The organism is Nocardia sp. CA-120079 (genome assembly GCF_050955745.1).
Taxonomy (GTDB): domain Bacteria; phylum Actinomycetota; class Actinomycetes; order Mycobacteriales; family Mycobacteriaceae; genus Nocardia.
In genome coordinates this window covers 6,915,860-6,940,084 of sequence record NZ_CP192088.1, presented here as the reverse complement: position 1 = coordinate 6,940,084, position 24,225 = coordinate 6,915,860, and the positions used below count along the sequence as shown (strand labels likewise).

At 66.0% G+C, this 24,225-nt stretch carries 26 protein-coding genes and 1 other RNA gene; 11 read left to right on the top strand and 16 right to left on the bottom strand.

The features are described 5' to 3' along the window. Window positions 1–130 precede the first annotated feature (130 nt). The gene (locus ACQPYR_RS32100; RefSeq protein ID WP_433622610.1) at window positions 131–823 is read left to right on the top strand and encodes a S1 family peptidase; all 693 of its coding nucleotides are present in this window, start codon (window positions 131–133) and stop codon (window positions 821–823) included. Here ACQPYR_RS32100 and ACQPYR_RS32095 read toward each other — a convergent pair. Continuing rightward, the gene (locus ACQPYR_RS32095; RefSeq protein ID WP_433622609.1) at window positions 772–1,647 is read right to left on the bottom strand and encodes a helix-turn-helix domain-containing protein; all 876 of its coding nucleotides are present in this window, start codon (window positions 1,645–1,647) and stop codon (window positions 772–774) included. The two genes, ACQPYR_RS32100 and ACQPYR_RS32095, sit on opposite strands and share 52 nt — an antisense overlap. A 127-nt stretch (window positions 1,648–1,774) precedes the next feature. Between ACQPYR_RS32095 and ACQPYR_RS32090 the strand changes: the two genes are divergently transcribed. Continuing rightward, window positions 1,775–2,170, top strand: a complete 396-nt coding sequence (locus tag ACQPYR_RS32090) for a hypothetical protein (protein WP_433622608.1) — start codon at window positions 1,775–1,777, stop codon at window positions 2,168–2,170. Window positions 2,171–2,206: 36 nt separating this feature from the next. On the opposite strand, the gene ACQPYR_RS32085 is transcribed toward ACQPYR_RS32090, so the two are convergent. After that, window positions 2,207–2,719: an N-acetyltransferase family protein gene (locus ACQPYR_RS32085; protein ID WP_433622607.1), complete on the bottom strand. Its 513-nt coding sequence runs from the start codon at window positions 2,717–2,719 to the stop codon at window positions 2,207–2,209. Window positions 2,720–2,794: 75 nt separating this feature from the next. Then, a complete protein-coding gene (locus tag ACQPYR_RS32080) occupies window positions 2,795–3,205 on the bottom strand; it encodes a hypothetical protein (protein WP_433622606.1) in 411 nt (136 codons plus the stop codon). A 221-nt stretch (window positions 3,206–3,426) separates the two neighbouring features. Between ACQPYR_RS32080 and ACQPYR_RS32075 the strand changes: the two genes are divergently transcribed. Further along, on the top strand, window positions 3,427–3,846 hold the full coding sequence (locus ACQPYR_RS32075; RefSeq protein WP_433622605.1) for a pyridoxamine 5'-phosphate oxidase family protein: 420 nt from the start codon (window positions 3,427–3,429) through the stop codon (window positions 3,844–3,846). Between the two features lie 4 nt (window positions 3,847–3,850). On the opposite strand, the gene ACQPYR_RS32070 is transcribed toward ACQPYR_RS32075, so the two are convergent. The 4 genes from ACQPYR_RS32070 to ACQPYR_RS32055 all read right to left on the bottom strand — a co-directional run bounded on the left by ACQPYR_RS32070 (window position 3,851) and on the right by ACQPYR_RS32055 (window position 7,287). Continuing rightward, complete coding sequence (locus tag ACQPYR_RS32070) at window positions 3,851–4,429, bottom strand: NUDIX hydrolase (protein WP_433622604.1); 579 nt, start codon at window positions 4,427–4,429, stop codon at window positions 3,851–3,853. Window positions 4,430–4,465: 36 nt separating this feature from the next. After that, window positions 4,466–4,858 carry a hypothetical protein gene (locus tag ACQPYR_RS32065; protein ID WP_433622603.1) on the bottom strand — a complete coding sequence of 131 codons (393 nt, stop codon included), beginning with the start codon at window positions 4,856–4,858 and terminating at the stop codon, window positions 4,466–4,468. A 363-nt stretch (window positions 4,859–5,221) separates the two neighbouring features. Then, window positions 5,222–6,937: an RNB domain-containing ribonuclease gene (locus ACQPYR_RS32060; protein ID WP_433622602.1), complete on the bottom strand. Its 1,716-nt coding sequence runs from the start codon at window positions 6,935–6,937 to the stop codon at window positions 5,222–5,224. A gap of 17 nt (window positions 6,938–6,954) precedes the next feature. Next, entirely contained in the window at window positions 6,955–7,287 is a 333-nt protein-coding gene (locus ACQPYR_RS32055) for a hypothetical protein (RefSeq protein ID WP_433622601.1), read from the bottom strand. Window positions 7,288–7,716: 429 nt separating this feature from the next. On the opposite strand from ACQPYR_RS32055, the gene ACQPYR_RS32050 reads away from it, so the two are divergent. Next, complete coding sequence (locus tag ACQPYR_RS32050; protein ID WP_433622600.1) at window positions 7,717–8,091, top strand: hypothetical protein; 375 nt, start codon at window positions 7,717–7,719, stop codon at window positions 8,089–8,091. A gap of 194 nt (window positions 8,092–8,285) precedes the next feature. On the opposite strand, the gene ACQPYR_RS32045 is transcribed toward ACQPYR_RS32050, so the two are convergent. Then, window positions 8,286–9,143 (bottom strand): slipin family protein, encoded by an 858-nt coding sequence (locus tag ACQPYR_RS32045; RefSeq protein WP_433635300.1) that lies wholly within the window; start codon window positions 9,141–9,143, stop codon window positions 8,286–8,288. Between the two features lie 127 nt (window positions 9,144–9,270). After that, an RNA gene (gene rnpB, locus ACQPYR_RS32040) (RNase P RNA component class A) lies at window positions 9,271–9,686 on the bottom strand. A gap of 107 nt (window positions 9,687–9,793) precedes the next feature. Between rnpB and ACQPYR_RS32035 the strand changes: the two genes are divergently transcribed. After that, entirely contained in the window at window positions 9,794–10,681 is an 888-nt protein-coding gene (locus ACQPYR_RS32035; RefSeq protein ID WP_433622599.1) for an alpha/beta hydrolase, read from the top strand. Window positions 10,682–10,735: 54 nt separating this feature from the next. Here the strand turns inward: ACQPYR_RS32035 and ACQPYR_RS32030 are convergent, their stop codons facing one another. The 5 genes from ACQPYR_RS32030 to panB form a co-directional block, all read right to left on the bottom strand. Then, window positions 10,736–11,662, bottom strand: coding sequence for a CHAD domain-containing protein (locus tag ACQPYR_RS32030; protein WP_433622598.1), 927 nt, complete (start codon window positions 11,660–11,662; stop codon window positions 10,736–10,738). Window positions 11,663–11,664: 2 nt separating this feature from the next. Beyond that, window positions 11,665–12,627 carry a prolyl aminopeptidase gene (gene pip / locus ACQPYR_RS32025; RefSeq protein WP_433622597.1) on the bottom strand — a complete coding sequence of 321 codons (963 nt, stop codon included), beginning with the start codon at window positions 12,625–12,627 and terminating at the stop codon, window positions 11,665–11,667. Continuing rightward, window positions 12,627–13,076, bottom strand: a complete 450-nt coding sequence (locus tag ACQPYR_RS32020) for a hypothetical protein (RefSeq protein ID WP_433622596.1) — start codon at window positions 13,074–13,076, stop codon at window positions 12,627–12,629. The genes pip and ACQPYR_RS32020 overlap by 1 nt, the downstream gene beginning before the upstream one ends. 89 nt (window positions 13,077–13,165) lie before the next feature. After that, the gene (locus ACQPYR_RS32015; RefSeq protein ID WP_433622595.1) at window positions 13,166–14,020 is read right to left on the bottom strand and encodes a phosphotransferase; all 855 of its coding nucleotides are present in this window, start codon (window positions 14,018–14,020) and stop codon (window positions 13,166–13,168) included. Window positions 14,021–14,027: 7 nt separating this feature from the next. Then, window positions 14,028–14,882, bottom strand: a complete 855-nt coding sequence (gene panB, locus ACQPYR_RS32010; protein ID WP_397051209.1) for a 3-methyl-2-oxobutanoate hydroxymethyltransferase — start codon at window positions 14,880–14,882, stop codon at window positions 14,028–14,030. A 173-nt stretch (window positions 14,883–15,055) separates the two neighbouring features. On the opposite strand from panB, the gene ACQPYR_RS32005 reads away from it, so the two are divergent. From ACQPYR_RS32005 to ACQPYR_RS31995, 3 genes are all read left to right on the top strand, one after another. Then, complete coding sequence (locus ACQPYR_RS32005) at window positions 15,056–16,594, top strand: alpha/beta hydrolase (protein WP_433622594.1); 1,539 nt, start codon at window positions 15,056–15,058, stop codon at window positions 16,592–16,594. A gap of 195 nt (window positions 16,595–16,789) precedes the next feature. Beyond that, window positions 16,790–18,130 carry a type I glutamate--ammonia ligase gene (glnA, locus tag ACQPYR_RS32000; protein ID WP_433622593.1) on the top strand — a complete coding sequence of 447 codons (1,341 nt, stop codon included), beginning with the start codon at window positions 16,790–16,792 and terminating at the stop codon, window positions 18,128–18,130. Window positions 18,131–18,290: 160 nt separating this feature from the next. Continuing rightward, on the top strand, window positions 18,291–21,302 hold the full coding sequence (locus tag ACQPYR_RS31995) for a bifunctional [glutamine synthetase] adenylyltransferase/[glutamine synthetase]-adenylyl-L-tyrosine phosphorylase (protein ID WP_433622592.1): 3,012 nt from the start codon (window positions 18,291–18,293) through the stop codon (window positions 21,300–21,302). Window positions 21,303–21,378: 76 nt separating this feature from the next. Here the strand turns inward: ACQPYR_RS31995 and ACQPYR_RS31990 are convergent, their stop codons facing one another. After that, entirely contained in the window at window positions 21,379–21,711 is a 333-nt protein-coding gene (locus tag ACQPYR_RS31990) for a winged helix-turn-helix transcriptional regulator (protein WP_433622591.1), read from the bottom strand. Between the two features lie 121 nt (window positions 21,712–21,832). Between ACQPYR_RS31990 and ACQPYR_RS31985 the strand changes: the two genes are divergently transcribed. Both ACQPYR_RS31985 and ACQPYR_RS31980 read left to right on the top strand, forming a co-directional pair. After that, window positions 21,833–22,171, top strand: coding sequence for a hypothetical protein (locus ACQPYR_RS31985; protein ID WP_433622590.1), 339 nt, complete (start codon window positions 21,833–21,835; stop codon window positions 22,169–22,171). Next, window positions 22,171–22,812: a cysteine hydrolase family protein gene (locus tag ACQPYR_RS31980; protein WP_433622589.1), complete on the top strand. Its 642-nt coding sequence runs from the start codon at window positions 22,171–22,173 to the stop codon at window positions 22,810–22,812. The genes ACQPYR_RS31985 and ACQPYR_RS31980 overlap by 1 nt, the downstream gene beginning before the upstream one ends. Here the strand turns inward: ACQPYR_RS31980 and ACQPYR_RS31975 are convergent. Further along, the gene (locus ACQPYR_RS31975) at window positions 22,766–23,107 is read right to left on the bottom strand and encodes a hypothetical protein (RefSeq protein WP_433622588.1); all 342 of its coding nucleotides are present in this window, start codon (window positions 23,105–23,107) and stop codon (window positions 22,766–22,768) included. The two genes, ACQPYR_RS31980 and ACQPYR_RS31975, sit on opposite strands and share 47 nt — an antisense overlap. 105 nt (window positions 23,108–23,212) lie before the next feature. Between ACQPYR_RS31975 and ACQPYR_RS31970 the strand changes: the two genes are divergently transcribed. Beyond that, complete coding sequence (locus tag ACQPYR_RS31970; RefSeq protein ID WP_433622587.1) at window positions 23,213–24,157, top strand: endonuclease/exonuclease/phosphatase family protein; 945 nt, start codon at window positions 23,213–23,215, stop codon at window positions 24,155–24,157. The last annotated feature ends 68 nt before the right edge of the window (window positions 24,158–24,225 follow it).

Below are 24,225 nucleotides of genomic sequence, written 5' to 3'. Positions count from 1 at the left end.
CACGAAGCGTGAACTACAGTTTCCGGAGTGGCCGCAGCTGTCGTAGGCGGCTCTCCATCGTGTGCGGTTGGCCAACGCCTGAGTCGATTGCGATGTCGGCCAGCGCTTTTCGAGAAGGAGAGTAGTTGCCGTGAGGTTCGCGACGATCGCGCTGTGTTCGGCGGCCGTGGCCGCCACGGGATTCGCCGGGACCGCGCAGGCCGCCGGGAATGCGGTGGTCGGCGGCAGTTCCGGTCTGGTGTTCGATACCAACGCCGCGTGCTCGCTGACCACGATCGGCTACGACAGCGACGGGCGCCTGGTCGGGCTGACCGCGGGGCACTGCGCCCCGACCGGCGCGCGGTTCGGCGCCGAGCGCTTCCTGGATGTCGGTGTGATCGGCACGGTCGCGTACTCCGATGAGGGCGAAGGTCTCGATTTCGCTGTGCTGCAATTCGATCCGGCCAAGGTCACGCCCGTGCGCAATGTCGGGCCGACCACCATCGCCGGATTCGGTGCGGCGCCCGCACCCGGCGAACCGGTGTGTACGAGTGGGCGCAGCAGCGGATTCGACTGCGGTGTGGTCTGGGGTTCGCTGGAGGGCACCACCATCAACCAATCCTGTTCCAAGCCGGGCGATTCCGGTGGTCCGGTCACCGTCGGTGATCGACTGGTCGGCATGAATCAGGGGCGGCTGACCGGAATCGGTGGCATCGGACTCAATATCCCGTGCATCTTCCCCGCGAATCCCATTCACTCACCGGCATTCTTCGCACCGATCGATCAGATACTTCAGGCCGTCGACGCCACCGGCGGTGTCGGCAGCGGATTCCAACCCATCTGATCCGTCGACGGGGTGTACGCCGCCGCGAGCCCGCGCAGTGCTGTCGCGGTGAATCCGTCGAGTGGGTAGAACAATTCGATCGCGAGCTCGGACAGCGTCACATCGGCCGGTGCGCCGAAGGTGGCCATGGTGCTGAACATGCGTAGTTCGCCGAACGGAGTTCTGATGCGCAGCGGGACCTCGAACGGATTGGGTTGTGCCGCATCGTCATCGGGTTCATCGGTGCAGCCCAGCGGAAGGGGATAGGCGGCGACCTCGTCGTAGAGTGTCCGGAGCTCGGCGTCGCCGGTGGCATTGACCTGGCGAGACAGTCGCTCCAGGAACAACTCTCGCACCTGGGTCAGATTGGCGAGACGGGCCGCGAGGCCGTCGGGGTGCAGCACCAGCCGGTAGACATTCGGCTCCGGCAGCATCAGCGCTTCGGGGATATCGGCCATGAACAGGCCCATGGCGTTATTGCCGGTGACCACATTCCACAGCCGGTCCACCACGACCGCCGGATAGGGCTCGTGCGCGGTCAGCATGATGTCGAGGGCGGAGCGGACCGAGGCCAGGTCGGCGTCGTCGAGACTGCTCTCCCGGTAGGCGGGTGCGTAGTCGGCGGCCAGCAGCAGGGTGTTGCGCTCGCGCAGCGGCACCTCCAGCGCATCGCAGAGCCGCAGAATCATGGCTCGGCTGGGTTTGGCCCGTCCGGTCTCCACATAGGAGATGTGGCGCGAGGAGCTGTCCGCGGCCAGCGCCAGATCGAGCTGGCTGAGCCTGCGCCGCTGCCGCCAGTCGCGCAGCAGGGCGCCGGCCCGCGATTCCGTCTGATTTACCGCCACCTGGGCAGGCTAATCAGCGTCGCGTGCGCTCGGCCATGACCTCAGAGGTTATTGAGACCTTCACCTCAGGTCCGGCATGGTCGGTTTCGGGAGCCGATCGGCTACCGGATCGACAAAGGAGAAGAAGATGAGCACACTCGTCGCGCGCACCGATTACCTGCGTACCGTACTGCGCTTGGACGGCTGGGGCACCGGAGTGTTCGGCGTCGTCATGCTGGCCGGGGCGGCTGCGCTGAGCGGGCCGTTGGGGCTGCCGACCGCCTGGTCCATTCCCTTCGGCGTCGCGATGGTCGGCGGCGGACTCGCGCTATTGCTCATTGCCGGGTACCCGGACCTCGTGCCGAGCCATGCGGTCGCTGTTATCGGGGTCAATGTGGTCTCGGCGCTGGCGCTGGTGGTGCTGCCGTTCTCAGGTCTGCTCGAGTTGACCGGGCTCGGCGTCGCGTTCCTGCTGATCGGCGCGGCGTGGGTTGCGGTCTTCGCGGCGCTGGAGGTCAGCGGGGTGCGGCGGGCCGGGTTGTGAAGACCGGACTTCGGTGCTGTGTGGCAAGTGCGGATCTCATGACAGCTCGTGTCCGTCGAGAGGCCGAGCCGGCGGCACCGCGATGAACATCTCCTTCTCCAGCCGCGGATCATCCTCCCCACAGCGCTGTCGGCGGCCGGTGAAGACGAAACCTGTTCGCAGATACAGAGACTCGGCGGGCAGGTTGCCGTCGACAACCCAGAGCCGAAGTTCGCTGTGACCATATTCCCTGGCCCAGTCCAAGGTGGCGGCCAGCAGGAGATCCGACGCCCCGGTGCCGCGTGCGCGCGGATTCACCCAGACCGACACCACGATCGGTGGACTGTCATCGGATTTTGTGACGATACCCGCCGAGCCGACGACCCCGCCGTCGCGCTCGGCGACGAACAGCAGCCGCGTACCCATCCACTGCCGCCACCGCGGTTCATCCCACCGCGATGCCACCTCGAACGTCGAGGCGAATGTTCCCGGCGGCGATCCCGCCAGCGCGTCTAGCCGGATCTCCCGGGCGACCGTCCACTCGTCCCCGCCCAACTGCCGCACCCTCATCCGGCGATGGTGCACCGACTCCGCTACCTCGCGCAAACCGATGCCTGCAACACCCACAGGGTGCCAGACACTCTGTCAGCGTAGTCGGCCGCGACGGTTCGTCAGACGGCCGGCGTGTATCGCTTGGCTGTGCGGTGATTCGGTTGTCTCGGTGTCGCGTTCGTGGGCGAGATCCAGCATGGCAAGTCCGGTTTCGCGGATCAGCCCATCCAGATCGTCGAGCATCGCGGCGATCGCATCGCTGGCTGTTCGTAACTCTGCGGCGCTCGGATCCGGCCGATCGAAGACCATGCGGAGTTTGTGCAGCCGCAGCCCGGTGTCGAAGAGGCGGCGCACCAGCCGATCGCTGGAATCGGCGAACGCGGTCGCGTTTCCGGATAGCTCCTTGGCGGGACCGAATGATCGTCGCGGCCGACTACGCCACGTGCTTCGGCTGCTGCCGCCGCGGGCGCCGGTCCGGGAGCTCGACCGCACATCGTCGGGCATCGAAATTCCTCCTGAGTATTGGTTGGCCACGTTTCGGGACCCGGAGACGTGGCCGTTCTACTGCGCCCGATTTCGGCGGGTACGAACGGCTCCTTCGGAAACCGCTACCTGTTTATCCTTCGTACCGTGTAATTGCTTGGTAGGCAACATGATCACCGCTTGTCCAGAGTGAGGTGACCGATACCGGCTGCTTCGCGCCGCGAACTGGTGGACAATGGGGTATGGCAGCACACGGTGTGCGGGAGTCACGCGAACTGTCGGTCGATACCGCACTGCACCTGCTGGGCACGATCGGATTCGGGCGTGTCGCCTTCTCGCGCTACGCCTTACCCGCGATTCGCCCGGTCAGCCACGCGATGGTCGAGGAGCATCTGGTCATCTATGCCGACGCCGCGACGACCGGTTCGCTCGATCGTCAAGTCGTGGCCTACGAGGTGGACGCGATCGACCACCAAACCTCCCTCGGCTGGTGTGTGATCGTGACCGGTATCGCCGATACCGTGCGCGACCAACACGAAATCGTGCACTACCAACAGTTCTTGCCCGCTCGCACTGTCGGTGCCGGTGATCGAGTGACCAGAATCCTGCCCGACATTGTCACCGGAATCGAGTACGTGGGGCCGGACGAGGCCGATCGGTAGTCGTTCAAGGGTTCGGAATCCTTTCGGGGAGTAACGGTTCGAGTTTCGTGAGGAAGCGCGCGAAATGTGGATCGGCGTCGGTGCGGTCGAAGGTGTCGATATCCCACCAGCGTGCTTGCGCGAATTCGCCCGGGTCCAAGGTGTATTCGCGGGTGCGGTCGCCGCGGATGACGTACCAGAGGCTGACATCCTGGTGTCCGCTGTGGATGCCGATCGTGGTCGTGACGGTGAGGAACAGCGGTTCGGTCCCGATGACGGTGAATTCGGGATCGATGCCCAACTCCTCGGCGGCCTCACGTCCGGCGGCGGTCAGCGGATGTTCTCCCGGCGAGATGTGGCCGCCGGTCGGCAGCCACAGTCCCGCCAAGAGATGCCGGCCGAGCAGGACGGCGCGGGCTCGCGGGTCGACGAGCACCACATACGAGACCAGATGCCGTGGCGGAGTGTCGGGTTTGACGCGACGGAACACATCATCGGTCGAGGCCAACCAGGCCCTGGTGTCCTCGATATGCTGCCGCTCGAGCGCGTCGAGCGGCGTGATCGCGTCGACGATATCGGCGACGGTCGCGGTCGCGAGGTTCATGGCAGGTGACTGTAGCCGCAGGCACCGACAGATTTATTACTCGAGCACGACCGGGCGCAGCCGGGTCGTGTACACCCCGGCGCGATCGAGTGCATCGGCGGCGGCATCGAGTTCGATCATGGTCTCCTCGAAGACTTCTCGCGCCCCGGCAATGCAGTAGGCCGGGGTCGTGAGCGCCCCGATCCCCTCGGTATCGACCAATATCCCCGAGGCCTGCAACGAACCGTAGTCGGCGTCCAGCCTGGCCAGCTGCCCGCGCAACTCCCGCAGCCGATGAATCATCTGCTGTCGGCGAATCTCCAATGCCAATGGATCGGTCATCCCACGCTCCCCACTTCCGAGGTGAACCCCACAACCGCAGCCCGCACCCATATGCGCCACCCACAGCAGGCCGGATCCGGCGTCGAGGCTCATATAGTCGAATCGCACTGCCGCACCCGCAAATCGAGCTGCCCGATCTGACGCAGCGGCAGTGCGTCGGACGGCGCGGAGGTACCGCACCCGGTCGCCACCACGACAACCGCGCAGACAAGGCTCATCCGCCACATCGATCCCATGCGAACGCGGACGGCGCTGCCGGCGGATTTCGGGGCGGGTGCGCACCCGCGCCGCCGTCACCGGCGCGCGGGAATACCCTTCCCGAGGGAGCGGAAGTCTTGGCAGACAACGAATTCCATCACGGAGATGCTTCGCGGCGCATCCGGGCCATCGACGTGGCCGGTTATCCTGACGACCGGCCGTATCGTCCCAGCATAGCGTCGGTATTGCGCAATGGTGCGTGAAGTAGGGGCGTCAGATGGGGTAGCCGAAGCTGATCTTGCGGGTGGTGGGGTCGGCGGCGACCAGGCGGACCTGGACTTGCTCGCCTTCTGGCGGTGCGCCGATGCAGGGGCCTACTACTGGCGGGTCGGCGATGAAGACCTCGGCGGGGCGGGTGCCGTTGGCTTCACGTACTACTACGGCTTCGAAGATCGAGCCGCTGCGTTCGGCGAGCAAGGTGGATTCGGTGAGGTCGATGCAGGCGCGTTCCACCTTGCCTGCGAGGCTGTCGCTGCGCTTCATCGACTCGGCGGTGGGGAGCAAGCCATCGCGGACCCATTGCGGGACTTCGGTTCCGGTGCAGCGGGCGAGGCAGATCTCGGTGGCGAAACGGTCGGCGAGGCGGCGCAGCGGAGCGGTGACGTGTGCATAGGGCGCGCCGATTGCGCTGTGCTGCAAGTTGTTCGCGGTCTGAGCGGTGCTCGCAAGCTTGGCTCCGGTCCGCCCACCGCCCACCGAGCCCTTGCCGCCGACCGTACCCGCACTGCCAAGCGAGCCCACGCCGCCGACTGCACCGGTACTGCCTGGCGCGCCCGCACCACCGACGGAACCCGATCTGTCTGGTGCGCCAGAGCCGCCCAGCGATTCGGCATCGCCCGTCGAGGGCGTATCGCCCGCCGATCGCATACGACCCGATGACTGAGCACCCGCCCCAGAACCATTCGCCCCTGCGACAGCCCCATCGAGCACCGTGTACCCGGCACCACGCAGCAACCCGGTCGCCTCGGACATCAACACCAACGTCGCCGGCGCATTCGGATCGAGCCCAGCCAACATCCGCCCCACGGACTGTTCCGTAGGCCAGTCAACCCCCAACGCCGCAGCGGTCCTGCGCATCGAAGCGATCGCCGAATCAATGGGCGGCGGCATCGTCCGCAGCAATGCGATGCGCTCACCAACACTGGGCGCACCATCGGATCCGGTGCCGTTCAACATGATTTGCGCCGCGCACATGCCGGTCAGCAGGGAAATCTGCTCGTTCCAATCGTCGGCGGCGGTGCGCGGTTCCACCACCAGACGCCAGTGGCCGACGGCCTTGTCGTCACGGATGACGCTCTGGGCGGGCAGGCGCAGCCCGATCGCGCCGCGTGCCAGCCCGGCCTCGATGCGCCGCTTGCCGAATTCCGGCAGGGCCGCGATCGAGGGATGCAGGCGGTTCGTGTCGGCGTCGGCCTGGACGCTCGCGTAGTCGAGTCGGGCGCGCGAGCGCACGGTGGCCCGGATCACCGTGAATCGCTGTGGTTCCGCGTTCTCATCGCATTCGATGGTCCAGAGGGCGGCCGGCCTGGTCTGGTCGGGCAGCAGGCTTGCGGAATTCTCCGACAGGATCGGCGGGTGCAGCGGCACGATGCCGTCGGGGAGATAGAAGGTCTGGCCGCGCGCGCCCGCTTCCTGAGCCAGCGGGCCTGCGGGGTCTACTACAGCGCCGACATCGGCGATGGCGTAGTGGACGGTGAAACCGGAAGAGGTGCGTTCGATATGCACCGCCTGGTCCAGATCCATGGCACCGGGCGGGTCGATCGTGACGAATGGAATATCGGTGCGATCGGCGCGAGTGCCCGCGAACGCGTCGATCGCGTCGCGGGCCGCCGCGGTGGCCGCGGCGGGATACGCCGAGGCCAATCCGAATTCGGATCGAATGGCGCCGAAATCGACCGGCGCCGACACGATCCGCTGGTGGAGTTCCACGCTGTCGCAGTCGGTCTCTACTGCAGTGCCAACATGGTGCCGTTCAATTCATTGAGCGGCCCGTACACGGTAAAGGTCACCCGGCCACCCGGGACGCTGGTGGAAACGCCCGCGGCCGCGTCCAGCGCCTCGCCGAACGACGCCGCCGACGGATGCGGCAGACCGGCAATGGTCTGCCCGATGTGGTTCTGGTACACCCAGGCGGTGTCGGCCGGGTTGAGGTCGACCTGGACCCCACCCGCCAGCGGGGTGACCGCGACCGCCGAGGCGGATCCGGTGCCCAGCACGGCGAAAACCGATGCGGCCCCGGCGATCAGCGCACCGGCGACCAGTGAACGAACAATCCGCATAGAGTTGTGACCTGCTTCCGTGATCGAAGAATGTGATTTTCGTGGCGGACCGGCAACGGGTCTTACCAACGGCGCCTACTCTATGACGTCGCTCACGTTCTAGGCCAGTTCCAACCGAATCGCCATGCCGGACACGCCGAGCCCGGCGAGGTCACACCCCGACTGCTAGGGTTCCCCGGCGTGGCGGGATCGAGCTTTTCCCGCACATTCGCAAGTGACCTGTACGTCGACAATTGGGAGTTATCCACTGATGTCAACGATTCTTTTCGATTACCTGATGCCTCTGCTCGGTCCCGAGCAGGCGGCGTATTGGGCTCAGGTTTTCATGGTCAACCCGCTCTGACCTCACCGTCGACAATGCGGTTTTCGTCGCCTTCCGTTAACCAGACGGGAGGCGACGTTTCCCAAGTGCCGCTAGCATCCCGCTGCGTGACCAGAACTACCGCCGCTATCGCGGCCAGCTCCGCCGTGTTAGCCCTGCTCCTTGCCGGTTGCGGCGATGACAAAGACTCTTCCGCCGCTCCCGCGACGACCTCGGCGGCCAAGTCCGCGGGCGGCGAGACAATTGACAACGTCAAGGCGGGGACGTTCGTCGTCAGCTACCGCAGCGCCTTCCCCAAGCTCGCCGAGGGCAAAGACGACGTCAAGATCAGCGGCATTCTGGTCGACACCTGCAAGGACATCAAGGGCGGCAAGGGCGAGGACGAAGTCGTCCAGAACGTCATCAAGCGCACGAAGGGCACCACCGAGGCCTCCAAGGAAGAGGCCCAGGCGATCTATCAGATGGCGAAGATGCTCTGCTGAGCGAAAACTTCAATCCTTCAGCCACGGAAAGTAATTGGGCAGGTATTTCAACACATACCCCACGGTGATCATGAGAATGATCGCGATCACGGGAATCAGTATGGACATCGGCCCGGTTTCCTTACGTTGTGCTACCGATGCGGTGGTGCGGCACGCAATAGCTGCCGTACCCGTATCGGTATACGCCTGTCGTGTTACGGGCGCGTTCCATCCTGTTCGACCGCTGGCGTGTTGCCCTGACCGAGCGCCTGTGTCGGGTCGGGCGGGTTGATCTCCGGTGCGGATTCGGATGCGGTCGGGTTGGACTCAGCGGTGGTCGCCGCGGACGGTGTACCGCGTTCCAGGAACCGCAGCAATTCCACCGGGAACGGCAGCACCAATGTCGAATTCTTTTCCGCCGCAACCTGAACCACGGTTTCCAGCAATCGCAGTTGCAGTGCCGCCGGTGATTCCGACATCTGCGCGCCCGCCTGCGCCAGCATCTTCGACGCCTGCAATTCGCCCTCGGCGGAAATCACTCGCGCCCGTCGTTCCCGCTCCGCCTCGGCCTGCCGCGACATCGAACGCTTCAGCGAATCCGGAATCGAGACATCCTTGATCTCCACCCGATCGATATGGATACCCCAGGAGAGCGCCGGGCTATCGATCATGATCTCGAGCCCCTTGTTCAGCTCCTCACGATTGGACAACAGGCTGTCCAGATCGCTCTTTCCGATGATCGAACGCAAGGACGTCTGCGCCACTTGCCCGACGGCGAACAGATAATTCTGCACTTCAACCACCGCGCACACCGGATCGATCACCCGGAAATAGACCACCGCGTCGACGCGCACCGTCACGTTGTCGCGGGTGATGCCGTCCTGCGCGGGCACCGGCATGGTGACGATCTGTGTGGAGATCTTGCGCATCCGGTCGATGAACGGAATCAGCATGCGCAGTCCGGGATCTCGGGTTCCGACCACGCGGCCGAACCGGAACACCAGCCCCTTCTCGTATTGGGCGACAATGCGTGCGCTCATCGCGGTGAGCACCCCACCCGCGATCGCCCCCATCCCGAAAATCGCACCGATAACAGAAAGAATATCCATGGCTACACCCCGTGCGAAGTGCCTGACCGCACCGAATTCCGGCTCAGCGGTCACTTCCATCATGGCACCGGCGAGCACCGGATTGCAGGGGCGGACGAGTTGGCCTGTAAGCCGGATCCTGTCCCCGGTTCACACCGGGTGACGGCCATCCATCTGGACACACCGTTGCCGGGTGCCTCGAGCGGTCCACCCGCAGGCTCGGGCGAGCAACCCTCGAACACCTGCGCAGCCGCACCGCGAACGGTGCGACCTTCGACCTTGCTCCGGGCGGGGTTTACCTAGCCGCCCCGGTCACCCGGGGCGCTGGTGCGCTCTTACCGCACCGTTTCACCCTCACCGCACGATCCCGAGGGATCGTGGGCGGTCTGTTTTCTGTGGCACTTTCCCGCGGGTCACCCCGGGTTGCCGTTAGCAACCGCCCTGCTCTGTGGAGTCCGGACTTTCCTCGGCGAGGGGCGGCGGCACTCGCGTGCCCGTTCCCATCACCGCGGCCGCCCGGCCAACTCGTCCGCAGCGTTTAGCCTACTTTGATCTAGGGGTACTTTGTTCACTGGCCTGACCTGGTGACCGGTCGGGGGGCAATAGTTCGGACCGAAACAGTACGGTGAGGTGCCATGGAACGTGTCGAGGTCAGTTTTCCCTCGGGTAGCGAGCACTGCGCTGCCTGGCTGTATCCCCCGGCTGGCATCCCGAAGCCTCGCCCACTTGTCGTGATGGGGCACGGACTCGGCGCCAACCGGGAGATGGGTCTGGATAGGTACGCACGGCGTTTCGCCGCCGCCGGGATGGGTGTGCTGGTATTCGATTACCGGCATTTCGGGGCCAGTCAGGGTGCACCGCGTCAGCTACTACATATCGCCCGGCAGCGCGAGGACTGGCGCTCGGCCATCGCCTACGCGCGCACGCTGCGCGGCTTCGACGCGACCCGTATCGCGCTGTGGGGCACCTCTTTCGGCGGCGGCCATGTGTTGTCGGTCGCGCCCGACGACGACTACATCGCGGCTGTCGTCGCCCAGGTTCCGTTCACCAGTGGCTGGGCATCGGCCATGGCGAAGGGGCCGACCAGCCTGACCAAGGTGGCCACCATCGCGGCCACCGATCTGCTCGTCGGTCCCATCCGGCGCAAGCCCGTTCGCGTTCGGTTGGCCGGGCGCAAGCGTTCGGCGGCGCTGATGAGCGCGCCGGACGCGCCGGAGGGCTATGGCAGGCTCGCCGACGAGAGCGAGACCTACGAACCGAAAGTCGCCGCCCGCGTGGCATTCTCGACACTGTTCGATTCTCCCGGCCGCCGGGCGAAGGCTTTGAAGATGCCGGTCTTCTACGCGGTCGCCGACAACGACACCATCGCACCGGCGAAGCCGACACTGCGCGCGGCCGAACGCACCAAGCACGCGATCGTAAAGCGTTATCCGGTGGGGCATTTCGATGTCTACTTCGACGACGTCTTCGAGCAGACGGTGTACGACCAGACCGAGTTCCTGGTGTCGGTGCTGCGGCCCTAGGCATGTTTCGAAGTCAACTGTGGGGTGGCGGTGCCACCCCACAGTTGACTCCGGTCAACCCGATACGAACGCGGCCGCGGCCGGATACCTGGCCAGTGCTTCGCCAGCAGCGATTTCTTCGGCGTCGGCGAGTAGTTCGTAGATGGTGGCGTTGACGCCGGTGGCGTGGGTCTGAGCAGCGCGCGCCAGGATGGCTTCGCGGGATTCGACGGCGTCGCGGTGGTCGCCGAGTACGGTTTGCAGGCGTTTCGCCTCGGTACCGAGATCCTTTGCGGCACTACCGAGTACGTCGATCGCGCCCTCGCACGAGTAGCGCAGGCGCTTGGCGCCCTTGCGGATGTCGTGCAGCAGTTCGACGCGCTCGGCGGGGGAGACGGCGGGCTCGGCGTAGACCATTCGCTGTAGGCGTTTGCGGTCCTTGCGCAGGATACGTTCGAAGACTTCGGCGGCGGGCTGCTTCGACTTGTCGGCATCGAGGGGCGGGTCGGTGCGCCAGGCCGAAAGACGGTGGCGCAGTGCGTGATAGCGATGGTGATCGAGGGCGTCGAGGATCTCGGCATGCGCGCTTCGGTACCGGGCTCGCTCCGCGTCGACCAGATCGGTGCGCACATACTCGGTGGTGCCGGGCACATAGGCGCTGCCCGCCGCCTTTGGCACAGCTGATTCCGTTGCGAGCCGGGCGAATTCATCCTGCGGTGCGTGTGCGGCCAGCAGTGCCGCGAACCGTTCCGCCCGCACCTCGGCATCGCGGGCAACACCGAGCAGTTCGGCCAGCCACTTCAGTTCGTCCTGCATCTCGGCGATCGGCGTGGCCTCGAAGAGCGTGCGGTACGAGCGCAGCACGCTGCGCAGTCTGCGCGTCGCGACCCGCATCTGGTGCACCGAATCCCAGGCGTCGGCGCGGACGTCCGGTTCGGCGGCCAACAGCCGGTCGACGTCGTCGCGCAGTGCCGCGACGATGGCGGTTCCGGCCCTGACCATGATCAGCTCACTTTCGCGAATCCGTCGGTCGCCTCGACGAGATGGTGGGTGATTCCCGGTTCGGCGGCGGCGTGACCGGCGTCGTCCACGATGTGCAGTACCGATCCGGGCCAGGCGCGATGCAGTTCCCATGCGCTGGTCGCCGGGCAGACGACATCGTGGCGACCCTGCACGATGACGGCCGGGATGTGCGCGATCTTGTCGATATCGCGCAGTAGTTGTCCCTCGTCGAGGAATCCGCCATTGACGAAGTAGTGGTTCTCTATCCGGGCGAAGGCCAGCGCGAACCGTGGCTGGGCGCTCTCCTGCACCCGATCCGGGTGCGGCAGTAGCGAACTCGTCGCGCCCTCCCAGGTGGACCAGGCGATGGCGGCCGCTGCGGCGACCTGCTCGTCGGGGGAGTGCAGCAGCCGGTGGTACACCTGCACCAGATCGCTGTCGCGCTCGTCCACCGGCACCGGGGCCAGGAACTTCTCCCACTCGTCGGGGTAGATGTTGCCCGCGGCGCCGTTGTAATACCAGTCGATTTCCTTGCGCCGCAACAGGAATATCCCGCGCAGCACCAGTTCGGTGACCCGCTCCGGATGTTGTTGCGCATAGGCCAGTGCAAGCGTGGAACCCCAGGAGCCGCCGAATACCTGCCAGCGGTCGATGCCGAGACGAATACGCAGCGCTTCGATATCGGCGATCAGATGTGCGGTGGTATTGGTCTCCAGAGTCGCACCGTCCGCGATATGCGGGGTGGACCGTCCGCAGCCGCGCTGATCCAGCAGCACGATCTGGTAGGCGGCCGGATCGAAGAACTGCCGGTGGAACGGTTCGGTGCCGCCACCGGGTCCGCCGTGCAGGAACACCACGGGCTTACCCTCGGGATTGCCGCTGACCTCCCAGTACACGGACTGGCCCGCGCCGACATCGAGCATGCCGGTTTCGTACGGCTCGATCGCGGGGTAGAGGGTTCGCATCAGAAGGCGATTCCCGAAGCCAGATCGGGCAGTTCCAGCGCCTCGATTGCCTGCTGGTGTACATCGGCGCAGCTCTTGGTGGTGATCCGGTCGATCATCGCCTTATCGGCGAGCACATGGCCGTTGATGCCGCCATTGCGCAGCGCCCATTCGTGCACCAGCGCATTGAGTCCGATCCGGCCGAGTGTCGGACCCTGCACCCGCCAGTTCGACAGTTCCGGGCGGATCATGTCGCACAGCTGGGTAGCCGACGCGTCGGAGATCTCCAGGGTCGTTGTCGGTGCGCTGGTGGTCTTGCCCGCGCTGGTGGCTGTCGCCGATCCGGTGGTGGAGCTCGAGCTGCCGGTGGGGGCCGGGCTGGTGTCGCTCCCGCAGGCGGTGAGCGCCGCGGCGGCGAATAGCCCCGCCACCACTAGCGTGCTGCGTGAAATCCAACGGGGTTGCGGCATCGGTACCTCTGCTCGTGTCGGCATTGTCGGCTTCGAGTCTGCCATTATTTGCCGCGCCTGGCCCGCGCGAGTTTGCTGCGTGCCGCCGATCAAACCGAGCCGAAGCCCGCGCGCAGATCGTCGAGCAAGCCCTGCAGGAAGCGCGCAAATCGCGGTGGTGACGCGTCGATGGTGCGCCACGGATGCAGGGCGACCAGTGGTGCCAGCCGGTCGACGAGGGCGATTTCGGCATCGGTGACGGCGCACGACTGCCGCCACCGGTTCAGGTATTCCGAGCGGTGCGGACCGCGCAGCACGCGCCAGGACAGCAGCGGATGGGTGATTGCCGCATCGCCCCAGTCGAACAACATGTCCGAATCGGTGAACACGTTTCCCGGATGCAGATCATTGTGTTCGATGCTCAGCCTGCCGAATTCGGCAAGCGCCGCGCCGGCTTCGGTGATCGCCGCGCCGAGGCCGGGAACGCGCGGCTCGAAATGCCGATACACCGTGATCAGTTGGGACGGTGGCAGATACGGTGTGCCGGTGGCGCGCAGCTCATCGATGTGATCGCCCATCGCCAACTGGAGGTCGGCGTAGCGGCGAACCAACTCTGCCCACGCGGCCGCGGAATCTTGCGCGGTGGCACCGCCGTCGGGACTGAGCAACCAGCCGTGATCCGGTTGCACCGCAAGCGGTTCGAGCACGCTGCCGGGCCGCAACCGGGCCAATGCCTGCAGCAGCGGACCCTCGTGTGCACCGGCGCGAGCGTTGGCCTTCAACCACGTCGGACCCGCATCGGTCGGGATGCGCACGATCAACGACCAGGCCCGCCGTCGCGTTTCCTCCGGCGTCCCAACGATTTTCACGCCGCGATCGGTGAGTACACCCGTGGCCCAATCGAGCATCGGTCGCGCGGGTTGGCCGAGCAGTGCCGCTGGTGCGTGCACTGTTCGGCCGGTCATCGTGAACTCAGAAGCTGTGCTCGGGGCCGGGGAAGGTCCCTCGGCGCACCTCGTCGGCGTAAGCAGCTGCGGCGGAACGCAATTCATCGCCGATCCGGCCGAACCGCTTGACGAACTTGGCGGTTTTGCCGCTGGTGAAGCCCGCCATATCCTGCCAGACCAGCACCTGCGCATCACATTCCGCGCCGGCGCCGATGCCGACGGTCGGAATGGTCAGCTTGCGGGTAACCTGGCCGGCCAGCTCGGCGGGGACCATCTCCATCACCACGGAAAACGCACCGGCCTCCTGTACCGCGATGGCATCGGCGATGAGCTGCTCGGCGCCGTCGCCGCGACCCTGCACCCGGAAACCGCCGAGGGTATTGACGCTCTGCGGGGTGAAGCCGATATGCGCCATCACCGGAATACCGGCCGAGGTGATCAGCGCGATCTGCTCGGCGACCCGCTCACCGCCCTCCAACTTGACCGCGTGCGCACCGCCCTCCTTCATGAACCGGGTCGCGGTGGCCAGTGCCTGCTGCGGCGAGGTTTCGTAGGTGCCGAACGGCAGATCGGCCACCACCAGCGCATGCGGTGCACCACGGACCACGCCGCGCACCAGTGGAATGAGCTCGTCGACGGTGATCGGCACCGTGGTGTCGTAGCCGTAGACGACGTTGGCGGCGGAGTCGCCCACCAGTAGCACCGGAATTCCGGCTTCTTCGAAGATGCGAGCGGAGGAATAGTCGTAGGCGGTCAACATCGACCACTTCTCGCCATCGGCCTTCATCTGCTGCAGATGAGGTACCCGCGTCTTGCGCTTGGCCGGCTTGGCAGCCGGGGCAGCGCCGTAGGCAGGGGTCTCCGATTCGGATACGGACATCATCGTCCCTTTCGTGGGTGTCGCCTCGAGGCCCGTCCGGGTCCCCGGGTTGTGTGACGAATCCAGTCTGCCACCCGTGCGATCGCGACTTAAGGGCGATGACGGTGCATTTGGTCACAGCCGTATCCGCGCCGCCGGGCGGCCGCACGCACGGCAGTGGCAGGATCTTTCCCATGTCTGTGGTGCGGAGTGGGTCGCGTGGTGTGCTGGTCGCGGTGACGTTGGCGGTGGTGGCGGCCGGATGCAGCGCATCCGAGGGCGGGCCGGGCAATGCGTTACCCACACCTCCCCAGGGCCTCGAGAAGTTCTACAGCCAGACCGCGAACTGGGGTTCCTGCGACGATTTCGGCTCCCCGGACGACCGCCCCGCGCCCAATACCGAATGCGCCCGCATCACCGTGCCCGTCGACTACACCAAGCCCGACGGCGCGACCGCGCAGATCGCGTTGGCCCGAATTCCGGCCAGCGGCAAGCGGATCGGCTCACTGCTGCTCAATCCCGGCGGGCCGGGCGTATCGGGTCTGTCGATGGCGGGTATCGCGGGTAAGACGCCGCTGGCCGAGCGCTTCGACCGGGTCGGCTTCGATCCGCGCGGTGTCGGCTCCTCGATCCCGACCATCGCCTGTCTGACCCCGCAGCAGAACGACGCCGAACGCGCCGAACCCCCCACCGACAACACCCCGGACGGCATCGCCAAGGCCGAGGACGAAAACCGTCAGTTCGTCGGTCACTGCGTCGAGCGCACCGGCACCGAATTCCTGGCCCACGTCGGCACCCGCGAGGTGGTGCAGGACATGGATGTGATTCGCGCTGTCCTCGGCGATCCGAAGCTCAGCTACCTCGGCTACTCCTACGGCACCAAGCTCGGCTCGGCCTACGCCGAGAAGTTCCCGGGCAATGTGCGGGCGCTGGTGCTCGACGGTGCGGTGGACTCATCCCAGGATCCGGTGCAGGAATCACTGCGACAGGCGGCGGGCTTCCAGCAGGCATTCGAAGCCTATGCCGCGGAATGCGCCAAGCAGGCGGACTGCCCGGTCGGCACCGATCCGGCCCAGGCGGTCGCGAAGTTCCGCGCGCTGGTGAATCCGCTGGAGACCAAACCGGCCGCGACCACCGATTCGCGCGGACTCAGCTACGGCGATGCCATCACCGGTGTGCAGCAGGCGCTCTACTCCGATGATTTCTGGCGGGTGCTCACCGTCGGCCTGTCCGAATTGCGCGACGGGCGGGGCGACACGCTGCTGAAGCTGGCCGATCTCTACGACGGCCGCCGCGACGACGGTAACTACGACAACACGCAGGAGGCCTTCAACGCCATCCGCTGCGTCGACGATCCGCCGATCAACGATCGTGCGGTGACGGGTCGACAGGACACGGAATACCGCAAGGCGGCGCCGTTCCTGGACGACGGCCGCGGCACCGGGAGCGCACCGCTGGAACTGTGCGCCGTCTGGCCGGTGCCGAACACCAGCACACCGCACAAGGTTTCGGCGCCGGGTCTGCCGCAGACGGTGGTGGTGTCGACCACCGAGGATCCCGCGACCCCGTATCAAGCCGGTGTCGATCTGGCCAACCAGTTGGGCGCCGCACTGATCACCTACAGGGGCACCCGACACACCGCGGCGCTGGTCGCGGGTAACCAGTGCCTTGACGACGCGGTGATCTCCTACCTCACCGATCTGAAGGTGCCCGAGGCCGGTCTGACCTGCTGATTCCCCGCTCACGACTGCGCCTCGCCGACGCTCGGCTCCGTCGTGCGCGGCGGCGCACTGTGCCTTTGGTTCACTCGCTGACGCTCGCTCACAACGCGATCTTGCACTCCGTGCGACTCATTCCGAATGATGGGATTGCAATCCCTAAGCGTGTATGTAACACGGATTTAACGCCGGGTGCTTACGCTCGGCGACATGGATCGCCAGAAGGAATTCGTGCTGCGGACGCTCGAAGAGCGGGATATCCGCTTCGTGCGTCTCTGGTTCACCGATGTGTTGGGCTATCTGAAGTCCGTTGCCATCGCTCCGGCGGAGCTGGAGGGCGCCTTCGAAGAGGGCATCGGCTTCGACGGCTCGGCCATCGAGGGTTTCGCCCGGGTGTCGGAGGCCGATATGGTCGCGCGGCCGGATCCCTCCACCTTTCAGGTGCTGCCATGGTCGACGAGCAAGGGCCATCAGCACTCCGCGCGTATGTTCTGCGATATCACCATGCCCGACGGTTCGCCGTCCTGGGCCGACCCGCGCCACGTGCTGCGGCGTCAGCTCAACAAGGCCGGTGACGTCGGGTTCAGCTGCTACGTGCACCCGGAGATCGAATTCTTCCTGCTGGAGAACGGCCCGCAGGACGGCTCCATGCCGACCCCGGCCGATTCCGGCGGCTTCTTCGATCAGGCCGTGCACGATTCCGCCCCCAACTTCCGTCGCCACGCCATCGACGCGCTGGAGTCGATGGGCATCTCGGTAGAGTTCAGCCACCACGAGGGCGCCCCGGGACAGCAGGAGATCGACCTGCGCTACGCCGACGCGCTGTCCATGGCCGACAACGTGATGACCTTCCGCTACCTGATCAAGGAAGTGGCGATCGACGAGGGCGTGCGCGCGACCTTCATGCCCAAGCCATTCGCCCAGTACCCCGGCTCGGCAATGCACACCCATATGAGTTTGTTCGAGGGCGAGGCCAACGCCTTCCACGATGCCGACGATCCGCAAAACCTGTCGGTGACCGCACGGGCCTTCATCGCGGGCATCCTCGAGCACGCCCCGGAGATCAGCGCGATCACCAACCAGTGGGTGAACTCCTACAAGCGGCTCATCCACGGCGGCGAGGCGCCGACGGCGGCCTCGTGGGGCCGGTCCAACCGCTCCGCGCTGGTGCGGGTGCCGATGTACACCCCGAACAAGTCATCCTCGCGGCGTGTCGAGATCCGCAGCCCAGATTCGGCCTGCAACCCATACTTGACCTTCGCCGTGCTGCTTGCCGCCGGTCTGCGTGGCATCGAGAAGGGTTACACGCTGCCGCCGGAGGCCGAGGACGACGTGTGGTCGCTGACCGCCGCCGAGCGGCGCGCCATGGGCTTCCGTGAGCTGCCCGGCACGCTCGACGAGGCGCTGCAGTCGATGGAGCGCTCGGAGCTGGTCGCCGAGACGCTCGGCGAGCACGTTTTCGACTTCTTCCTGCGCAACAAGCGCCGGGAATGGGCGGACTACCGCAGCCAGGTGACCCCGTACGAGCTGAAGGAGTACCTCGGCCTCTAGCCGGTTGAAGCTGACCCTTTCGAGCGACCTGCAAGCAGTCGCTGGCGGCCCCTTTTCGAGCGACCTGCAAGCAGTCGCTAGCGGCCGCGGTCGGCTACGTTTGCGACTCTTTCCACCCCGGCCGGGTGGAAAGAGATGAAGGGCCATCTAAGTTGGAGTTATGGTCCGGCCGCCGTCTGCTCGTTCTGCTGTCCCCGGTGTCGGTCGGCTCGGCTTGCTCGAGCCGACCGCCGCCGCCTCGTTACGAGAGTTGGCTTGGGACAATATCGACTCCATTCCGGTGCTGTGGGCGCTGTCGCGCGCGCCCGATGCCGATCTCGCACTGCTGACGCTGACGCGGTTGCAGGCGGCGCTCGGCGAGGACTGGTCCGAACTCGATTCGACGCTGCGGATCGATACCGCCTTGCGCGGCAGGCTTTTCGCGCTCATCGGATCATCGAGCGCATTCGCCGATCATCTGGTCGCGGACCCTCCGGCGTGGCGAATTCTGCTGCGGGACAAGTTGCCCGCGCGCGAGGAGCTGATCGCTGATCTGTTGGCTGCCGTGCAAGCGGTACCGGCCGAGAGTCCGCATACGGATGCCGTGCTGTACCGGGCCGAGCTGTCCGGTCCCGAGGCAGTTGCGCTGCTGCGCAAGCGATATCGCGATCAGCTGATGCTCTTGGCCGCGCTGGACCTGGCTGCCACCGTGGAGAACGAGCCGGTGCTGCCGTATCAGGTGGTCGGCCGCCATCTCACCGATCTCGCCGATGCCGCGCTGACCGCGGCGCTGGCGGTGGCGGTGTCCCGGGTCTGCAAGGATGCGCCGGTGCCGGTGCGGCTGGCCGTGATCGCCATGGGCAAGAGCGGTGCTTGCGAACTCAACTACGTCAGCGATGTCGATGTCGTCTTCGTGGCCGAACCGGCCGATGCCACCGCCACCCGGTTGGCTGCCGAGATGATGAGCGTGGGCAGCGCGGCCTTCTTCGAGGTCGACGCGGCACTGCGGCCCGAGGGCAAGGCGGGCGCGCTGGTGCGCACCCTGGACTCGCATATCGCGTACTACAAGCGCTGGGCCAGGACCTGGGAGTTCCAGGCACTGCTCAAGGCGCGGCCGATGACCGGCGATCTGGCGCTGGGAGAGCAGTACCGCGACGCGCTGATGCCGATGGTGTGGACCGCCTCCGAGCGCCCCGACTTCGTCGCCGATGTGCAGGCGATGCGGCGCCGAGTGGAGGATCTGGTGCCCGCCGATCTGCGCGAACGCGAACTCAAACTCGGCCACGGCAGCTTGCGTGATGTCGAATTCGCCGTGCAGCTACTGCAATTGGTACACGGACGGGTGGACGAGACCCTGCATGTGCAGGACACCATCGAGGCGCTGACGGCGTTGGCGGCGGGCGGCTATGTCGGCCGCGACGATGCGGCGAATCTCACCGCTTCCTATGAGTTCCTGCGCCTGCTCGAACACCGGCTGCAGTTGCAGCGGCTCAAGCGCACCCACACGTTGCCCGCCGCCGATGACGAGGAGGGCATGCGCTGGCTGGCGCGCGCGGCCCATATCCGTCCGGACGGACGGCAGGACGCGGTCGGCGTGCTGAGCAATGAGATTCGCCGAAACGCGGTGCGGGTGCGGCGATTACACGCCAAGCTCTTTTATCGGCCACTGCTCGAATCGGTCGTCAAGTTGGATCCCGACGCGCTGCGCCTGAGCCCGGACGCGGCGATCCGCCAGTTGGCGGCGCTCGGCTATGCGGCCCCGGAAAACGCACTGGGACATCTGAAAGCGTTGACCGGCGGGGTATCGCGCAAGGGCCGGATTCAGGCGCTGCTATTGCCGACCCTGCTCGAATGGCTCGGGGACACACCGAATCCCGATGCCGGACTGCTCGCTTACCGGCGGGTCTCGGAGGGCCTGGACGATCAGATCTGGTTCCTGCGCGAATTGCGCGACGAGGGCGCGATCGCGCAGCGGTTGATGATCGTGCTCGGCTCCTCGGAATATCTGCCGGATCTGCTGATCAACGCACCGGACACGATCCGGATGTATGCCGACGGTCCGGGCGGGCCGCTGTTGCTCAGCCCGCAGCCGGAAGACGTTGCGCGCGGGATCCTTACCGCGGCGGCACGCTACGACGATCCGAAACGTGCTGTGGCCGCTGCCCGTTCGCTGCGCCGACACGAATTGGCGCGGGTGGCGTCGGCCGATCTGCTCGGCATGCTGGACGTGCCCCAGGTATGCCGGGCGCTGTCCTCGGTGTGGGTCGCGGTGCTGGAAGCCGCACTGCGCGCGGTGATTCGAGCCAGCGAGGTCGAACTCGGGGCGCAGGCACCGGCCGATTTCGCGGTGATCGGCATGGGGCGACTCGGCGGCCTGGAACTCGGTTACGGCTCCGACGCCGATGTGCTCTTCGTCTGCGACCCGCGTCCCGGCGAGGACGAGACCAAGGCCGTGAAATGGGCGATCGGCATTGCGGAGAAGGTACAGCGGTTGCTCGGTGCGCCGAGTACCGATCCGCCGCTGCAGGTCGACGCCGGACTGCGCCCGGAGGGGCGCAACGGTGCGCTGGTGCGCACGCTGGCCGCCTATGCCGCCTACTACGAGCAGTGGGCGCAGCCGTGGGAGGTGCAGGCCCTGCTGCGCGCGCATCAGGTGGCCGGGGACCAGGACCTCGGTGTCCGGTTCCTGCACATCATCGACAAGGTGCGCTATCCCGAGGGCGGGGTATCGGCGGAGGCGGTGCGCGAGATCCGCCGCATCAAGGCCAGGGTGGATGCCGAACGCCTGCCGCGCGGTGCGAATCCGGCGACCCACACCAAACTCGGACGCGGTGGTCTCGCTGATATCGAATGGACCGTACAGCTGATGCAGCTGCGCTACGCCGACGATGTGCGTGCACTGCACAACACCTCGACGCTGGAATCCCTCGATGTCATCGAGCAGACCAAATTGCTTGCGATCGAAGATGTTTCGCTGCTGCGCGAAGCCTGGATCACGGCGACCAGGGCGCGCAACGCACTGGTGCTCGTGCGCGGCAAGCCGGCCGATCAACTCCCCGGCCCGGGCCGTCTACTATCGGCCGTCGCGCGGGTCGCCGGGTGGCCCAACGATGACGGCAGCGAGTTCCTGGACAACTACATGCGCATCACCCGCCGCGCAAAAGCCGTGGTGGAGCGCGTCTTCGGCGGCTGACCCGCGCCGACGGTAGTCGAAAGGTGGTTCTCAGTGGGCACGGCGGCCGCTATTGGACTACCGTCGGCGATTTCGCTCAGGGCAGGGTGATACCCGCGCGGTCGGCCCGTTTCTGTCCCCATTCGTAGAGGGCGGTGAGCACCGGGACCAGGCTCCAGCCCTCCTCGGTCAGGTCGTATTCGACCTGGGGCGGCACGGTATCGAAAGTAGTGCGGCGGATCAGGCCGTCGGACTCCAGGTCGCGCAGTTGCTGGACGAGCATTTTCTCGCTGGTGCTCGGCATCAGGCGCCGCAATTCGCCGTAGCGGCGCACGCCCTCCTTGAGGTGGGCCAGGATGACCGGCTTCCACTTGCCGTCGATGAGATCGACGGTCACCTCCACCGCGCAGTAATAGCGCTTCTCCGGCATTGCTCGCCTCCCGGTACTCACCAAAAAGTGCGTTCTTGTAACACTGTAATCATCGGGCTTACATGGAACTCGCACTGCGGCGCGGCCGCACCACATTCTGCAGACATGGAGTTCGATTCCCGTGAAAGTCATCGTTTTCGACAGCTTCAAGCCCGGCGTGACGATGGAGACCATCACCCCTTATCTCCCCGAGGAGGTCGCCAATGTGTGGCGGCTGTGGAAGGCGGGCATCGTGCGCGAGAACTATGCGCGCGCCGACGAGCCGGGCGTGGTGATCGTATTCGAGGTCGAAAGCGTGGAGGAGGCGAAACGTTATGTCGCCGATTTCCCGCTGACCAAGGCCGGTCACCTGGAATGGACCTACGTTCCGGTGCAGGCCCCGTTGCCGCTGGAGGCGCTGATGGATCCCGCCGTCGACGTCGCCGAGCCCTATGACCGGACGAAGGTGGGGTCGGCCTGATGCAATACGCCTACGGTCTGAGCATTCCGCAGACCCTCGCGGATGCCTGCGATCCGACCAGGATGGCGCTGATCGTCTACGACATGCAGGTCGGCATCGTGCGGCAGCTGCCGGACGGCGACAAGATCGTCCAGACCTGTGTGCAGCTGCGGGATGCGGCGCGGGAGAACGGTTTCCGCGTCTTCTACACCCGGCATATGTCGCTGCCGCCCGCAGCGGCCGGTGTCGCGCAACTGCGCACGGCCATGGAGTGGCAGCGGGTAGACAACCCGAACGAGGTGAATTCCAGCTTCCCGCAGGGGTCACCCCAATATCAGCTCGTCCCCGAGCTGACGCCAGGTGCGAACGAGGTGGTCATCGATAAGATCACCATGTCGGCCTTCGCGGCGACGCCGCTCGATATCGCCTTGCGCGACTTGGGCATCGACACTTACGCCATTGCGGGCATCGCTGTGGAGGTCGGCATCGAACCCACCGTCCGGCACAGCCTGGACCTGGGCTATCTCCCGATTGTGGTTACCGATGCCTGCGGCGCGGGCCATCCGGCCGCGGCCGAACGTTCCTTGGCCACACTGGCTTTCGCTGGTGGTTCGCTCACCACGGACGCCGCCGTGCTCGTCGAGCAGATGCACCGCCACTGAGCGGAAGTCGCGCCGGACCGACCGCGGTCAGCACCTGGAAGCGGCGCACGAATTCCCGCAGCGCGATGCGGTCCTCATCGTCGAGCGGGCAGTACCCCCGCTCGGCGGTGACCGATACCGTGCTGCCCGCGCGCACACGCAACTCGTCCCAACACGACGGCAGCACCGGTGTCAGCACGGTGTGCCCACTGCAGGTCACCGTGATTCGCGAGGTGAACCGGCCCGCGGTGTGGGCAAGATCCTCGGCCGCGTCCGCGGTGAGCGCACCCGTCGCCGTGAACTCCTCTACATACATCGCGACCACCTCACTCTCTGCCGGCCAGTGTAGGTGGAGTGTTTCCCCACGGGATCTCCACAATCGCCGCACCGGGTCTCCATCGCTGCCGGTTAGGGTCGGGGCATGCGTAAATGGGTGGAGTGGGTGGTGCTCGGGCTGGGCTGGTGCGCCTTGGTGGCGGGTGTTCTGGGGATCGTGCTGCATTTCGGGACGTGGCGGCGGCAGGCTCTCGTGCTGTTGGCGTCGGGTGCGTCGTATTTGATGCTCGGGGCGGGGTTGGGTTTGCTGTTGTTCCTGATCGCGCGGGGGTGGAAGAGTGCGGCGGTGGCCGGGGTGATCGTCGCGTCGGTGCTGTGGATGCAGGTGCCGATGTTCGTTCCGGAGGGTCGGGCGGCGAGTGGGCCGGAAGTTTCGGTCATGCAGTCGAATCTGTTGTTCGGCGAGGCGGATGCGGCGGCGGTGGTTCGGGCGGTGCGGGAGAACCGGGTCGAGGTGCTCACCGTCGACGAGCTGACACCGGAGGTCGCGCAGCGACTCGCGGCAGCTGGAATCGAAGAGTTGCTGCCACATCAGTTCCTACAGCCACGTGGGGGCGGCAACGGCACCGGGATCTACAGCCGATATCCGTTGCGGGACACCAAGAAATACGACGGATTCTGGATGAACAATCTGTCCGCCACCATGGAGCATCCACAGCGCGGACCGGTCGCGGTGTTCGCATTCCATCCGGTGCCGCCGTCGGTCGACTTCCCGGCCTGGAGTTCGGAGCTGGACAGGATTCGCGAAATATTGGACGCGCAACAGGGTCCCGCGATCGTCGGCGCGGATTTCAATGCCACCCGCGATCATTCGGCATTCCGCGATCTGCTGCGCGGCCGGTTCGTCGCTGCGGCGGATCAGGCGGGTGCCGGGCCGCTGCTGACCTATCCGGCGGATCGTCGGTGGGGTCCGGTGATCGGCATCGACCACATTCTGGTCGCCGATGGCACGGCGGCCGACGTCCGCTCGCTCACTATTCCCGGATCCGATCACCGCGCGATACTGGCACAGGTGCAGTTGAACGCCTGACGGAGCGAATGCGCTCAGACGTATACGCGCGCAGGGGTTTCTGCGATTACCATGTGATCGCTCGACGG